The following is a 14,794-nucleotide window of genomic DNA, read 5'->3' on the forward strand; positions in this document are numbered from 1 at the left end:
GATGTCAGGCGGGTTGCCGGGCATCGGGCGCGACGGCGTGCATTGCCGCGCGGGAAGTCGGAGCACCTTGCGATGCCGCGTCAGAGGGATAGATCATCGTGGCCGGCACCTTCATGGTCCGCTTGGCCAGCGGGTAGTACACGAGGCAGGTGACGACGAGGCTCACGATCCACGACAGGTCGGCGCCGCCCAGCATCGTGGCGATCGGCCCCTTGTACATGGCTTGATTGAGGAACGGAATCTGCACCACCACCCCCAGCACGTAGCAGCCCAGCGCGACCGGGTTGTACGCGCCGTAGCGGCCATTGCAGTCGTACAGGGCAGGAATGTCCACCTTTTCCTTGGAGACCAGGTAGTAGTCGACCAGGTTCACCGCGCTCCACGGCACGAACACCGCCAGCAGCAGGAGCACGAAGTTCTTGAAGTTGTTGAGGAAGTCGGCACTGGCCAGCAGCGCGACGCCCATCGAGACCAGCACGAAGCCCACGATGTACAGCATGCGGGCACGCGACGAAATCTGCGTCTTGTTGTTGAAGCCGCTGACCGTCGTCAGGATGGTCATGAAGCCGCCGTAGGCATTGAGGCAATTGACCGTGAGCTTGCCGGTGACGATCACCATGTAGATGAGCGCCGCGATGACGGGGCCGCCGGCCAGGTCGCCCATGAAGCCCACCTGGTTCTTCAGGAAGTTGCCGCCGAGTGCCGCGACCAGCACGCCGAAGGTCATGGCCAGTTGCGCGCCGATAACGCTGCCGGAGAACGTCGTCCAGAAGGTCGAGGCGATCGTGGTGCGCGTCGGCAGATAGCGCGAGTAGTCGGCCACGTAGGGCGCGAAGGTCATCTGCCACCCGGCGGACAGCGCGATCGTCAGCAGCAGCGTCGCCACCGAGAAAGGCTTCTGGCCGAAGGCGCTGGCGACGTCGTGGTGCGCGAACAGCTGGAACGCCAGGTAGCCGAAGCCCAGGATGCCGACCACGGTCGCGATGCGCCCGACCACGTGGATCAACCGGTAGCCCACCACCGCCACGAATGCCGTGAGCGAGCCGAACACGAGGATGCCGAATTCCGGCGAGCTGACGCCGAAGATGCGGTTGATCGCCTGCCCCGACAGCACGGTGCCTGTCGCAGCGAAGCCCAGGTACATCAGGATGACCAGCACCAGCGGGAGCGCCGCGCCGCGCACGCCGAACTGCACGCGGCTCGAAATCATCTGCGGCAGTCCGAGGCGCGGACCCTGCGCCGAATGCAGCGCCATCACGATGCCGCCAATCACGTTGCCGATCAGCAAGCCGATGATGGCCGTGAGCGCTTCGGCGCCGAACACGATCGCCAGCGCGCCATCGACCACGGCGGTGATCTGCATGTTGGCGCCGAACCAGAGGGTGAACTGGCTGCGCGGCGAGCCGTGGCGTTCGGTCTCGGGAACCATGTCGATGGTCCGGGTTTCGACGCCGCCGAGGGGTGAATCCGCTTCGATGTGCATGTGGTGCTTTCCTTGGCTCCGCTCAGTTAATAAACTGTACAACTTCGCGATTTCTTCGTCTAAGTTGTATATACCAATTGTGTGGTTTACTCTTGCAGACGTCAATACGTTTGCCTGCCCTGAATCCTCTGGTAAACCCTATGAACAACACACTCCCGACGCCTTCCGCCCCCGACGCCGACACCGGCGTGCCCGCGTTCCAGCGCATCAAGGACCATGTGCTGCACCAGATCCATTCGGGGCAATGGGTCGAGGGACAGGCGATTCCCAGCGAGGCGATGCTGGGCAAGCAGTTCGGCGTGTCGCGCATGACGGTGAACCGGGCGCTGCGCGAGTTGAGCGACGACCAGACGCTGGTGCGGGTGCAGGGTTCGGGCACTTTCGTGGCACAGCAGAAGTACCAGGCGACGCTGATCCAGTTGCGCAACATCGCGGAGGAGATCGCGGCGCGTGGGCACGTGCATCGCGGGGAGTTGCAACGGCTGGAGCGCTGCAAGGCCGATGCGGCGCTGGCACGCCAGTTCGAGTTGCAGGGGCATCCGGCGCTGTTCCATTCGGTGGTGATTCACTTCGAAAACAACGTGCCGATCCAGTTGGAAGACCGCTACGTGAACCCGGCCGTGGCGGCGGACTACATGGCGCAGGACTTTTCCAGCCAGACGCCCAATGCCTATCTGATGCGCGTGGCGCCTTTGCAAGGCGTGCACTTCTCGATCGAAGCCTGCCTGCCGCCGGCCGAGGTGGCCGAGCAATTGCACATGGCGGCCATGGAACCCTGCTTGGTGCTGCACCGCAAGACCTTGTCGCAAGGGCAGGTCGCGACGGTGTCGGCGCTGTGGCATCCGGCGTCGCGCTACCAGTTCACCGGGAGTTTCTGACCATCCCCGCCCGGCAAGGCCGGTTCCGCGGGTGCCCACGAACAGGCTGCGCGTACGCCGCGTCAGTGCGCCGTGCTCGGCAAGATGTCCAGCAACACCGCAGGCATGTCGGCCTTCAAGGCCCACAGGCGCATCGCTTCGATGTCGGGTGCGAGGTAACGGTCGCGTTCGAGGTAATCGACCTTGGTGCGGATGGTCGCGAATTCGGCTTCGACGAGAGGCGAGCTCTTCAGACCTCGCTTGAGTTCGATGCCTTGCGCAGCAGCCATCGCTTCGATGCCGACAACCACTGCCGTGTTGTTCACCATGTCCCCGAGGCGGCGCGCCGCATAGGTCGCCATCGACACATGGTCCTCCTGATTGGCCGACGTGGGCAGGCTGTCGACGCTGCCCGGATGCGCGAGCGACTTGTTCTCGGATGCCAACGCGGCGGCCGTCACCTGCGCGATCATGAAGCCGGAGTTCAGTCCGCCATCGTGCACGAGGAATGGCGGCAGGCCTGACAGGCCCGTGTCCAGCAACAACGCGAGGCGACGCTCCGAGATCGCGCCAATCTCCGAGATCGCCAGCGCAATGATGTCCGCCGCAAACGCCACCGGTTCCGCATGGAAGTTGCCGCCGGAGATGACGTCGCCGGTGTCGGTGAAGACCAGCGGGTTGTCCGAGGCGGCGTTCGCTTCGATCACCAGCACGCGCGCCGCATGCGTCAGGTTGTCCAGGCACGCGCCCATCACCTGAGGAATGCAGCGGATCGAATACGGGTCCTGCACACGACCACAGTCGGGATGCGAGGGAACGATCTCACTGCCGTCGAGCAAGGTGCGGACGGCGCCAGCCACCGCGATCTGGCCGGGCTGTCCGCGCGCCGCATGGATGCGCGCGTCGAAGGGCTTGATCGAACCTTGCGCCGCTTCGAGAGACAGCGCACCGGACATCAGCGCCGACGCGAACACGTTCTCCGCGCCGAACAGGCCGGCAAGCGCGAGCGCCGTCGACACCTGCGTGCCGTTGAGCAGCGCCAGCCCTTCTTTCGGTCCGAGCACGAAGGGATCGAGACCCACGAGCCGCATGGCCTCGGCACCGCTCACCGTCTTGCCTTCCGCCGTGATCGCTTCGCCTTCACCGATCAGCACGCAGGCCATGTGCGCGAGCGGCGCGAGGTCGCCCGATGCTCCCACCGAGCCCTTGCACGGAATGCTCGGCGTGACACCCGCGTTGAACAGCGCCAGCAGCGCCTCGACGAGTTCAGGACGCACGCCCGAATGCCCGCGCGCCAGGCTCACCGCCTTGGTCGCCAGCACCAGTCGTACGACAGCAGCGTCCAACGGCGTACCGGTGCCAACGCTGTGCGAGAGCACGAGGTTGCGCTGCAACTCCGCGAGGTGGTCGTTGCCGATGCGCGTGCTCGCGAGCTTGCCGAAGCCGGTGTTGATGCCGTAGACCACCTCGTCGTTGTCGACGATGTGCTGCACGGCATCGCGCGCGGCCAGCATGCCGGGCTGCACGGAAGGGTCGAGCGAAAGTTTCAGCCCGCCTGCATGGATGCGGCGCAGCAGTGCCAGATCGACCTGACCCGGCATCAGGGTCAGGGTGTTCGGGGAAGTCGGGGAACTTGCGGTGTTCATGTTCATACCTGTCTATACAAGTGGTTCGGGCCGGAATCCAGGGCGGACAAGAGGCCTCAGTGGGAAGGATTGCCTTCCGCGCGGAAGCGGCTGCCGAGCCGGTAGCGGGAGGCGGGGTGAAGGCAGCGCACGACGGTCACCGGCACGGTGCGCGTCCATGTGCGGCGCGTGAGCAGGAGGCAAGGTTCGGCGGCCGGCATCGCCAGGCGCAGGGCCTGTTCGACGGTCGGCAGCACGGCATCGACCAGGTGCTCGATCTGGTCGAACGGTACGTTGCGCAGCAGGTACTCGCCGGGCGGCAGCGTGGCCAGGTCCTGCTCCATGAATTCGGGCACCACGCGCGGGTTGACGTAGCGGTCTTCGAGTTGCACCGGCACGCCATCCTCGAGGTGCATGCAGGTGGCGTGGAACACCGACTCGCCGGCGCGCACGTCGAGCCACGCTGCCACGTCGGTCGAAGCCGCGATGCGCTCGGCCGCGATCAACTGGTAGCCGTAGTCGTGGCCCCGCGCACGGATCTCGCTGGCGATGTTGGCGATCTGCAGCAGCGTCGATTGCGGCTTCTGTTCCGCCACGAAGCTGCCGACACCGGCCACGCGCGTGACGCGCCCCTGCTCGACCAATTCGCGCAGCGCGCGATTGACCGTCATGCGCGAAATGCCAAACTGCGCGACCAGCTCATGCTCCGAAGGCAGCCGATGCCCGGCCGGCCAGGTGCCGTCCTGGATCTTGCGGGAGATGTGGTCCTTGACCTGCGCGTAGAGCGCGAGCTCGGGGGCCTTGCGAGGGGTGGTGCTCAATGGGCCTCCGCCGCCATCGACTCCGCCCGGATCTCTTCCGTCAGCCGCGCCTTGATCGCCATGAATTCCGGCGAGGTCTTGATCGTGTAGTGCCGCGGATGCGGAAAGTCCACCGCGATCTCCGTCTTGATGCGGCCCGGCCGCGCGCTGAACACGGCCACGCGGTTGGCCATGAAGATGGCCTCGTCGATGTCGTGCGTGACGAACAGCACCGTCTTCTGCGCCGACTCCCAGATGCCGAGCAGCAGTTCCTGCATCAGCACGCGCGTCTGGTTATCGAGCGCGCCGAAGGGCTCGTCGAGCAGCAGCATCTTCGGGTCGTTGGCCAAAGCGCGCGCAATGGCGGTGCGTTGCTGCATGCCGCCGGAGAGTTGCTTGGGGAAGTGATTCTCGAAGCCGCGCAGGCCCACCTTGGCGATGAAGAAATCGCTGCGCTCCTTCTGCTCGGCCTCGGACATGCCGCGTTCGCGCAGGCCGAAGCGGATGTTCTGCGCGACGGTGCGCCACGGAAACAGCGTGTAGCTCTGGAACACTACGCCGCGGTCCGCGCCCGGGCCATCGATGTGCTCGCCATCGAGCAGCACCTGGCCGGTGGTCGGGAAGTCGAGGCCGGCGACGATGCGCAGCAGCGTCGACTTGCCGCAGCCCGACGGGCCGAGGATGGTGACGAAGTCGTTCTCCCTGACCTCGAAGTCGATGGGCAGCAGGGCCTGCGTGCGTTGGCCCTTGGCGCCTTCGAAGACGCGCGAGACGCCCTGGATGGAGAGTTGGTTCTGGCTCATATCGTGCTCCACGCAAACAGCCGCCGATTCAACGCCTTGAACGCAAAGTCCGACACCAGTCCGATCACCCCGATCACGATGATCCCGAAGATGATCTGCCCCGTGTTCAGCAGCGCCTGGCTGTCCGTGATCATGTGCCCGATGCCCGACGACGAGCCGATCAGCTCCGCCACGATCACATAGGTCCAGGCCCAGCCGAGCACCAGCCGCAGCGTCTCCGCGATGCCCGGCGCCGCACCCGGAATCAGCACGCGCTTGACGATCCCGCTGCTGTTCGCACCCAGCGTGTACGCCGCTTCCACGAGGTCCTTGCGCGCGCCACCCACGATCACCGCCACCATCAGGATGATCTGGAACACCGAGCCGATGAAGATGACCAGCAACTTCTGCGTCTCGCCGATGCCCGCCCACAGGATCAGCAACGGGATGAAGGCCGACGCCGGCAGGTAGCGGCAGAAGGACACGAAGGGTTCGAAGAAGGCTTCCACCGGCTTCCACGCCCCCATCGCGATACCCAGCGGCACCGCGATGATCGCCGCCAGCACGAAGCCGCCGAACACTCGCCACACCGTCATGCCGATGTCGTGGATGAAGTTGTATTCGGCGAAGAGCAGCCAGCCCTCCTTCACCATCGTCACAGGGCTCGCGAGGAAGGTCGGCTTGACGAACCCGCCCAGCGTGGCCACGGCCCACAGCGCGACGAACACCACGAAGAAGCCGATGCCCAGCACCCATCGCGCGCGGTTGCTCACGGGCTCCAGCGGCGCGATCGGCCGGCGCCGGCGCGCGGCGACGGCAGGCGCAGACGCCTGGTCAGTTGGCTTCATGGCTGTGGTGGTTTGCATGGACGTGAGGAAGATTCGCGAGCGGTGACCGCACTCAGGTCATGAACAGCAGCGATGGCGAATGCGGCAGAAGGCGTGAAGATTTCGTAGCGAGGGCGCCGAGTCGGGTTGAGGAGCGGTACCGCACTCTCGTGCGGTGACAACGAAGTTGCGGCAGAGGCTGACAACTGCGCGAAGCGCTTGTCATGCCGACGCCAACACCGCAGACCCGAGATCGGTGGCCGCAGTAGAAAGATTCGCACCTTCTGACGCCCAAGATCGGTGGCCGCAGCAGAAAGACTCGCGGATTCCTTATTTGATGAAGCTTGCGTCGAATGTCGCCTGCAGGTTCTCCGGCGCCTTGCGAATCACCCCCGCCTCCAGCAGGATCTTCTCCGCATCCTTCATGAAAGCCGTCAGTTCACCCGCAAAGAACTTCTGGTTGGCCGCCTTGTCCTGCCAGCGCAGGTAGGCCGACGATTTCGCGAACTGCTCGCCGCTCTGCTTGACGGCCGAGCCCATGATCTCGTTGGCCTTGGCCGGGTCGGCCTTGATCATCTCCAGCGCCTCGAAGTACGAATTCGTCAGCGCCTGCGCCGCCTTCGGGTTGGCCTTGAGCCAGGTCGGCGCGCAACCCACCGTGTCCATCACCATCGGGTAGTCCAGCGTGGTCGCGAGGATCTTGCCGGCGTCCGGGTTGGCGCGGATCGTCGAGAGGTACGGCTCGTAGGTCATCGCGGCGTCGTTCTGGCCGGCGACGAAGGCGGTCGCGGCGGGCTGCGGCTCCAGCGAGACCAGCTTCACGTCCTTCAGCGTCATGCCATTCTTGTTCAGCATCCAGGCCAGGCCAAAGTACGGCGCGGTGCCCGGGGCGCTGACGCCGATCGCCTTGCCCTTCAGGTCGGCAAAGGTCTTCACGTCGTTGCGCACGGCCAAGCCGTCGGCGCCGTAGGACTTGTCCATCTGGAAGATCTGCACGATCGGCACGCCGTTCGCATTCCAGGCCACGTGCGTTTCCACCGTGGTTGCGGCGCACTGGATGGCGTCGGACGCCAGCGCCAGGTGGCGGTCCTTCTGCGGAATCATCTTGAGTTCCACGTCCAGGCCGTTCTTCTTGAAGATGCCGGCCTTGTCGGCCAGCGTGAGCGGCGCAAAGCCCGTCCAGCCCGACATGCCGAGCGCGATCTTGGTGGCGCCCTGCGCCTGCGCGGCGCCCGCCGCACAGAGGCCGGCAGCAAGAAGGGTGGCGAGCTTGAAAACCGTGGGGACCATGAAAACTCCTGGAATCTGACTGGAAGGTGTGCGGATTGTGGCCGGATGCACCAACTTGTCTATACAGGGCGAACCCTGTATTCGCCTTCGGTGCGGGTTTCGGATGAAGCTTCAGCATTATGCTGTCTATACAAGTTGCTGCCAACCGGTTGCATGTCACACCGCAAAGGCTGTGCCAGAGGTGCGGCGGCCTGCCGGCGATGAGGGCCGCGCGCAACCTGGAGCGCAGCAACCGCGAAGCAAAGCCCGCGCGGGCCGCCTACCTTCGCGCCTCGCGCGCCACCTGCCGGGCGAAGTCGTCCGCGCCACCCTCGAAAGGCGTGTTGTTCGTCCTGCGCAGCCGCGCCTGCAGGCCGGGGTTGGCCAGCGCCGCAGCCACCGCCCGGTTGATCCGGGACGCCAGCGCCGGCGACAGGCCGGGCGGCGCGAACAGGCCGAACAGCGAATCCAGGTTCGCGTCTTCGAAACCCAGCTCGGCCAGCGTCGGTGTGTCCGGCAGCACCTTCAGCCGGCCGGGCGCACCCACGGCGAGCGCCGTCAAGCGCCCCGCCGCGATGTCCGCCAGCTGCGCCGCCGCGACGTTCGTGGACAGCACCTCGAAGTGCCCCGCCAGCGCATCGGTGAGTTGCTGCCCGCCGCCCTTGTAGGGGATGTGCACGATCCCGGCCCCGCTCGCGCGGCGCACGCGCTCCAGCACCGCATGCCCGGTCGTGCCCTCGCCCGTCGTCGCCCAGCGGATGCCGCCCGGCTGCTCGCGGGCCATCTCCAGCATGCGGCCGAACGTCGCCCCCGTTCCCAAGCCTCCCAGGCCGGGCGTCCCCACGATCAGCACAGGCGTGCGCATGACACCGGCGACGGGCACCGGTGATCGCACCCCGTCCGCCCGCCCGGCCGCCGCCCGCGCCTGCAGCGCGATCGCGGTGGCCGCGACGAAGCAGAGGGTGTAGCCATCGGGTTCACGCCGCATCAGCAGTTCCAGCGCCAGCGTGCCGCTCGCCCCGGCCTTGTTCTCGACCACGAAGGGCACGCCCAGTTGCCCGGCCATCACATCGCCGAGGGCCCGCGCGATCTGGTCGCTCACGCCGCCCGGCGGATAGCCGACCAGGATCTGCACGGCCCGCTGTGGCCATGCCGGTGGCGCAGGGTACTGCGGCGGCGAACCCGCTTCGCGGGCGTGCAGTTCAACGCCCGGCGACAGCATCCATGCCAGCGGCGCCAGCGCCAGCGCCCGGCGGCGACAGAACCACCGCCCCCCGGGACCGCCCACGCCCGGCTCAGTCAAGGCGCCCCGCGGCAAGTTCGCGCACCATGTCGATGAAGATCCCGGTCGGCCCGCCGCAGTCGGCCTCGCGGTAGACCAGCGTCAGCGGCGAGCGCAGGCTGGCCGCATCTTCCAGCGGCCGGTACACCACGGCGCCGGCGTGCGCGCCCCGCATCGACGTCGGCACCAGCGACAGGCCCACGCCAGCGGCGACAAGGTTGAGGTTGGTCATCATCCGCTCCACCTCCACCGCCTGCTCCACGTTCACGTTGTTGCGCGCGCAAGCCGCCAGCAGGTTTGCATACAGCCCCGGCGCGCCGGGCCGCCGGACCAGGATCAGGCGCTCGCCCTCCAGTTCCTTCAGCCGCACGGGCCGCGCCAGGTCCGCGGCCTCCAACGCCAGGCGGTGGTCGATCGGGATGGCGAGCACCGATTCCTCCTGCAGCACCTCCTCGAACGCGAGGCCCGGCGGTCGCGCCACCGGCACGCGCAGGAAGCCGCAGTTGAGCCGCGCGTCGCGCACCGCATCGGTGAGTTCGGCGGCGTTGTATTCGCTCACGTCGACCTGGATGTCCGGATGGCGACTGCGGCACAGGCGCAGCGAGGCCGGGGTGAAGGCATGCGCCGCCGCCGAGGTGGTGAAACCCACGGCAATTCGCCCGCGCCGGCCCTGCACGAAGTCCAGCAAACGCCCCTGCATCGCCGCGAACTCCGCCAGCAGACGCCCCGCCTCTGCCTGCAGTACGCGTCCGGCTTCGGTCAACTCGACGCCCTTCGGATGCCGGTGGAAGAGCGGTGCGCCGAGTTCCGTTTCCAGCGCGCGAATCTGTTGCGACAGCGGCGGCTGCTGCATGCCGAGCGCCTCGGCGGCACGCGTGATGTGCCCCGTCTCCGCCACGGCCATGAAATAACGGAGGTGACGAATCTCGATATGCATATCGTATGGACTCGAGATTCTAGACATCTTTGCAATATTCAGTCGCCCTTTCCACAATCGCTGTCCTACAAGGAGACATCGAGACATGAAGGCACCTTTCCATTCGGCCACCCTGGCTTTGGCGGCGATCGCGGCGCTCTGCGGTTGCGGCGGCGGTTCCAACGGCAACGGCGACGCGGTCGCACAAGTGGCACTGGCCAATGCCTTGGCACGCGCGCAGGCCCCTGCGCCCGCACCCACACCCGCACCGCCACCCGCCGCGCCCGTGGTCACCGAAACAGCGCCCCAGCCCACCCCCTGCCCGGCCGCGGTGCCGACCACCGCCAGTTGCCTCGCCGGTGTCGACTCCAAGGGCGCCTACTACCTCATCGCCAAGCCGGCCGACTGGAACGGCAAGCTCGTCCTGCATGCGCACGGCGGCCCGAGCCTGGACGCGCCCACGGCAGAACGGGCCACGGAAGACCTGACGCGCTGGCCCGTCATGGTGGACGCGGGCTATGCCTGGGCCGGCTCCACCTTCCGCCAGGGCGGCGTCGAGGTGCGCGCCGCCGCCGAGGACACCGAACGCCTGCGCGGCATCTTCCGCCAGTACGTCGGCAAGCCCACCCGCACCATCCTGCACGGGCAGTCGTGGGGCGCCGGCGTGGCCGCCAAGGCCGCCGAGATGTTCACCGCGGAAACGGTCGGCGAGACACCCTACGACGGCGTGCTGCTGTCAAGCGGCGTGCTGGCCGGCGGCACGCGCTCCTACGACTTCCGCACCGACCTGCGCGTGCTCTACCAGTACCTCTGCAACAACCATCCGCGCCCGACCGAGACCCAGTACCCGCTGAACCTGGGCCTGCCGGCCGGTGCCACCATGACGCAGGCCAACCTCACCGCCCGCGTCAACGAATGCCTGGCCCTCAACAAGGCCGCCGCCGACCGCACGCCGGAGCAGCAATCGCGCGTGGACACCATCGTGAACGTCATCAAGATCCCGGCCAGCGCGATCCAGTCGCACATCAACTGGGGCACCTTCCACTACCAGGACATCAGCAGCAAGCGCACCGGCAACGGCGCCAGCCCCTTCGGCAACATGGGGGTGAACTACATCGGCTCGGCCGACGATGCCGCGCTCAACGCCGGCATCGCGCGCTACAGCGCCGACCCCACGGCCTACCAGCGCTTCGGCGCCGACACCGACCCGACCGGCAAGATCCCCGTGCCGGTGCTCTCGGTCAAGTGGATCAGCGACCCCACCGCCTTCGTCGAACTCGACGCGTATTTCAAGTCGGTGATGGTCCAGGGCGGCAGCGGTGATCGCCTGGTGCAGACCTTCACCACCAACGGCACGCACAGCTACATCAGCGGCCCGACCTACCCGACCCTGGTGACCGCGCTGCTGGCCTGGGTGGAACAAGGCACCAAGCCGACTCCGGCCGGCATCGCCGCGGCCTGCCCTGCCAACGAGGCCCGGTTTGGCGCTGGCTGCAGCTTCGACCCGACGTACACGCCGGCAGCCCTGGAGACCCGCGTGCCGGCGCGCACCCGGCCGCAGTGAGCGGCGCCCCCACCACCTTCACATCAGGACGACCCCATGACATCCAGACTGAAAACGACCTGCCTTGCGCTGGGATGGCTGGCACTGGCCGCCAGCGCCCAAGCCCAGAACTTCCCCGACGGCAAGCCCATCACCATCATCGTGCCCTTCGCCGCCGGTGGCCCCACCGACCGCGTCGCACGCGACATGGCCGAAGCCATGCGCAAGCCGCTCGGCGGCGTCAGCATCATCGTGGACAACACCGCTGGCGCCGGCAGCACCATCGGCAACGCCAAGGCCGCCCGCGCCAAGGCCGACGGCTACACACTGCTGCTCACGCACGTGGCCATGGCCACCACGCCCGTGCTCTACCGCAAGCTGCCCTACAACTACGAGACCGACTTCGAGTACCTGGGCATGATCAACGACGTGCCCATGACCGTCATCGGCAAGCCGCAGCTGGAAGCCAAGAACTTCAAGGAACTGCGCGACTGGATCGGCAAGCAAGGCGGCAAGGTCAACCTGGGCAATGCCGGCATCGGCTCCGCATCGCACCTGTGCGGGCTGCTGTTCCAGAACGAGCTGAAGGCCGACATGACCCCAGTGCCGTACAAGGGCACCGCCCCGGCAATTGCCGACCTGATCGGCGGCCAGATCGACATCCTGTGCGACCAGACCACCAACACCACCAGCCAGATCGAGGCCAAGAAGGTCAATCCCTATGCCGTGACCACGCTCAAGCGCCTGACCACGCCGGCACTGAAGGACATCCCGACGCTGGACGAGTCGGGCCTGAAGGGCTTCCAGGTCACGATCTGGCACGGCCTCTATGCGCCAAAGGGCACGCCGGCGCCGGTGCTGAAGAAGATCAATGACGCGCTGAAGGTCGCGCTGAAGGATCCGGACTTCATCAAGAAGGAAGAAGGCCTCGGTGCGGTGGTGGTCACCGACAAGCGCGTCGAGCCGGCCGAGCACAAGAAGTTCGTGCAGGCGGAAGTGGCGCGCTTTGGTCCCGTCATCAAGGCTGCAGGCGCCTACGCCGACTGAAATCGAAACCACCCCGAGTGCTTCGGCGCCGGTGAGGCCGCGGGTGACCACGACCAGGCATGGCTCGCGCTGGCTTCATGCGCCGCGGGTCACGCGATAGCTTGGCGGAGACTGCCATGAAGCCCCTTGCGCCCCCAGTCGCAGCCGCCTCCGGGTAAACCTGCTATCGCCGGTCCGTTTGTCGGACAAAGATCGCGCCCTGCCCCACCTGCCCGAATACGGAGGACGCGTTGGCGATCGAGTCTCCCGCAAGCACGGACGTGTTTCATCGACTGAATGCCGAACCGGCCTACAAGGCCGTGTCGGCGCAGATCGAGCGCGCCATCCTCGACGGCAGCCTGTCGCCCGGCAGTGCGTTGCCCACCGAGCAGGATCTGTCGGAGCGCTTCGGCGTGCACCGCTCCACCGTGCGCGAGGCCATCCGCCGCGTCGAGCAGGAGGGCCTGCTGCAGCGCCGCGAAGGCCGCCGCCTGTTCGTCTACCTGCCCGGCGTGCAGGACCTCGCACCGCGCGCCACCCGCCTGCTGATGCTGCAGCAGACCACCTTCCAGGAACTGTGTGAACTGGCCGTGTCGCTGGAACCGCTGGCTGCACGCCTCGCGGCGCAACGCGCGACACCGCAGGACCTGCAGCAGTTGCAGGACAACCTCAACACTGCCGCCGAGACCACCGACGATGCCGCCCAGGTGCGCCTCGACGTCGAATTCCACGCCCTTGTCGGCCGGGCCAGCCACAACCGCGCGCTGATGCTGGCGCGCGAACCTGTCGGTCTGCTCTACAGCCCCACGCTGTTGCAGATCTTCGCGCGCCTGCCGCAGGCCCGGGCGCGCAACCTGGCCGCGCACCGCCACATCGTGGATGCGCTCGCGCGACGCGACGCCGACGCCGCGGCCGAGTGGACGCACAAGCACCTGGTCGATTTTCAGAGGGGCTTCGCGCTGGCAGGGCTGGACATGGCCACGCCGATCGCGGCGCCGGATTCGCAACGGCAGTGACTTCAATTTCAACGACAGGAGACATGGCATGACGAAGACGAGATTCCAGGATGGCGGTGTGAAGCGGGTTCCGCATCGCGCGGTGGCGATGTCCGCCATCGGCTTGTGCGCAGCGCTCTGCGCCTTCGGTGCACAGGCGCAGGAGACCTTCAAGATCGGCATCGTCAGCTTCCTGTCGGGACAGGCCGCGGAAAGCTTCGGCATCCCGGCCGTCAACGGCGCCAAGGTGCTGGTCGACGCCTTCAACAAAGGCGCCGCGCCGGCGCCCTACAACAAGGTCGGCTTCGGCGGCATGAAGATCGAGGCGGTGTACGTCGACGAGAACGGCGGGGCCACCAAGCAGGTGCAGGAACTGCGCAACCTCTACGACCGCGAGAAGGTCGATGCGGTGGTGGGCTATGTGGGCTCGGGCGACTGCCTCGCCGTGGCGCCGGCTGCCGAGGAGATGAAGAAGTTCCTCGTGCTCTACGACTGCGGCACGCCGCGCATCTTCGAGGACAACAAGTACAGCTACGTGTTCCGCACCGCCTCGCACGCGACCATGGACAACGTGGCGCTGGCCCGCTACATGAAGGCGCGCAACGTGAAGGCCGACACCTTCAACATGATCAACCAGGACTATGCGTGGGGGCAGGACTCGCGCAAGGACTTCATCTGGTCGATGGAAAAGCTCTACCCCGCCGCCAAGATGGGTGAAGACCAGCTGCCCAAGTTCGGCGCGGGCCAGTACGGCACCGAGATCTCGGCGTTGATGTCCAAGCCAGCCGACGTCACGCACTCCAGCCTGTGGGGCGGCGATCTGCAGGCCTTCATCCTGCAGGCCGGGCCGCGTGGACTCTTCAAGCGTTCGCAATTCGTGCTGTCGGCCGCCGACCACGTGCTGCCGGGGCTGGGCGACAAGATGCCCGATGGCGTGATCCTCGGTGCACGCGGGGCGTACGGGCTGATGTCGCCCAAGTCGGCGCTCAACGACTGGTGGTGGGAGATTTACCAGAAGGCCTACAACGTCTACCCGGTGCAGGCGCCGTACCGCATGGCGCAGTCGCTGCTGGGCCTGAAGCTCGCGGCCGAGAAGGCGATGGCGGCCAACGGCGGCAAGAAGCCGACGCACGAGCAGTTGGCCGAGGCGCTGCGCAATTCCGAATGGGATTCACCCGCCGGCCGCATCCGCATGGCGAACGGCGGTGGTCACCAGGCCGTGCAGGAAACGGCGATCGGCAAGACGCGCTACGACGCCGCCAAGAAGATGGTGATGCTCGACGACATCCAGCGCTTTCCGGCGGACTGCGTGAACCCGCCGCCGAACATGAAGTCGGAGGAGTGGATCAAGGCCGGCTTCCCCGGTGCCAAGGGCTGTCCCTGACGCGC

General features: G+C 66.8%; 13 protein-coding genes. 5 read left to right on the forward strand and 8 right to left on the reverse strand.

All coding sequences use genetic code 11. The features are described from left to right. Positions 1-4: 4 nt before the first annotated feature. A complete protein-coding gene (locus WKW82_RS00580) occupies positions 5-1,483 on the reverse strand; it encodes a purine-cytosine permease family protein (RefSeq protein WP_340340311.1) in 1,479 nt (492 codons plus the stop codon). Between the two features lie 140 nt (positions 1,484-1,623). Between WKW82_RS00580 and hutC (WKW82_RS00585) the strand changes: the two genes are divergently transcribed. Then, entirely contained in the window at positions 1,624-2,361 is a 738-nt protein-coding gene (hutC, locus tag WKW82_RS00585) for a histidine utilization repressor (protein WP_340340312.1), read from the forward strand. A gap of 62 nt (positions 2,362-2,423) precedes the next feature. Here hutC (WKW82_RS00585) and hutH read toward each other — a convergent pair whose 3' ends face one another. The 7 genes from hutH to WKW82_RS00620 form a co-directional block, all read right to left on the reverse strand. After that, a complete protein-coding gene (gene hutH, locus WKW82_RS00590; RefSeq protein ID WP_340340313.1) occupies positions 2,424-3,986 on the reverse strand; it encodes a histidine ammonia-lyase in 1,563 nt (520 codons plus the stop codon). Positions 3,987-4,042: 56 nt separating this feature from the next. After that, complete coding sequence (gene hutC / locus WKW82_RS00595) at positions 4,043-4,786, reverse strand: histidine utilization repressor (RefSeq protein ID WP_340340314.1); 744 nt, start codon at positions 4,784-4,786, stop codon at positions 4,043-4,045. Next, positions 4,783-5,568, reverse strand: a complete 786-nt coding sequence (locus tag WKW82_RS00600; RefSeq protein ID WP_340340315.1) for an ABC transporter ATP-binding protein — start codon at positions 5,566-5,568, stop codon at positions 4,783-4,785. Before WKW82_RS00600 ends, hutC (WKW82_RS00595) begins: the two co-directional genes overlap by 4 nt. Then, positions 5,565-6,395 (reverse strand): ABC transporter permease, encoded by an 831-nt coding sequence (locus WKW82_RS00605; protein ID WP_422823383.1) that lies wholly within the window; start codon positions 6,393-6,395, stop codon positions 5,565-5,567. Before WKW82_RS00605 ends, WKW82_RS00600 begins: the two co-directional genes overlap by 4 nt. Before the next feature lie 309 nt (positions 6,396-6,704). After that, on the reverse strand, positions 6,705-7,664 hold the full coding sequence (locus tag WKW82_RS00610; protein ID WP_340340317.1) for an ABC transporter substrate-binding protein: 960 nt from the start codon (positions 7,662-7,664) through the stop codon (positions 6,705-6,707). A gap of 259 nt (positions 7,665-7,923) precedes the next feature. Further along, entirely contained in the window at positions 7,924-8,946 is a 1,023-nt protein-coding gene (locus tag WKW82_RS00615) for a tripartite tricarboxylate transporter substrate binding protein (RefSeq protein ID WP_340340318.1), read from the reverse strand. Continuing rightward, positions 8,939-9,856, reverse strand: a complete 918-nt coding sequence (locus WKW82_RS00620; protein ID WP_422823397.1) for a LysR family transcriptional regulator — start codon at positions 9,854-9,856, stop codon at positions 8,939-8,941. The genes WKW82_RS00615 and WKW82_RS00620 overlap by 8 nt, the downstream gene beginning before the upstream one ends. A gap of 91 nt (positions 9,857-9,947) precedes the next feature. Here WKW82_RS00620 and WKW82_RS00625 point away from each other — a divergent pair, with 91 nt between their 5' ends. From WKW82_RS00625 to WKW82_RS00640, 4 genes are all read left to right on the forward strand, one after another. After that, positions 9,948-11,405: a hypothetical protein gene (locus WKW82_RS00625; protein ID WP_340340320.1), complete on the forward strand. Its 1,458-nt coding sequence runs from the start codon at positions 9,948-9,950 to the stop codon at positions 11,403-11,405. Between the two features lie 36 nt (positions 11,406-11,441). Then, positions 11,442-12,431: a tripartite tricarboxylate transporter substrate-binding protein gene (locus tag WKW82_RS00630; protein ID WP_340340321.1), complete on the forward strand. Its 990-nt coding sequence runs from the start codon at positions 11,442-11,444 to the stop codon at positions 12,429-12,431. Positions 12,432-12,691: 260 nt separating this feature from the next. Then, positions 12,692-13,426, forward strand: coding sequence for a FadR/GntR family transcriptional regulator (locus WKW82_RS00635; RefSeq protein ID WP_340340322.1), 735 nt, complete (start codon positions 12,692-12,694; stop codon positions 13,424-13,426). A gap of 28 nt (positions 13,427-13,454) precedes the next feature. Continuing rightward, complete coding sequence (locus WKW82_RS00640) at positions 13,455-14,789, forward strand: ABC transporter substrate-binding protein (protein ID WP_340340323.1); 1,335 nt, start codon at positions 13,455-13,457, stop codon at positions 14,787-14,789. The last annotated feature ends 5 nt before the right edge of the window (positions 14,790-14,794 follow it).

Origin of the sequence: Variovorax rhizosphaerae (assembly GCF_037889975.1) — a bacterium.
GTDB lineage: Bacteria > Pseudomonadota > Gammaproteobacteria > Burkholderiales > Burkholderiaceae_C > Variovorax > Variovorax rhizosphaerae.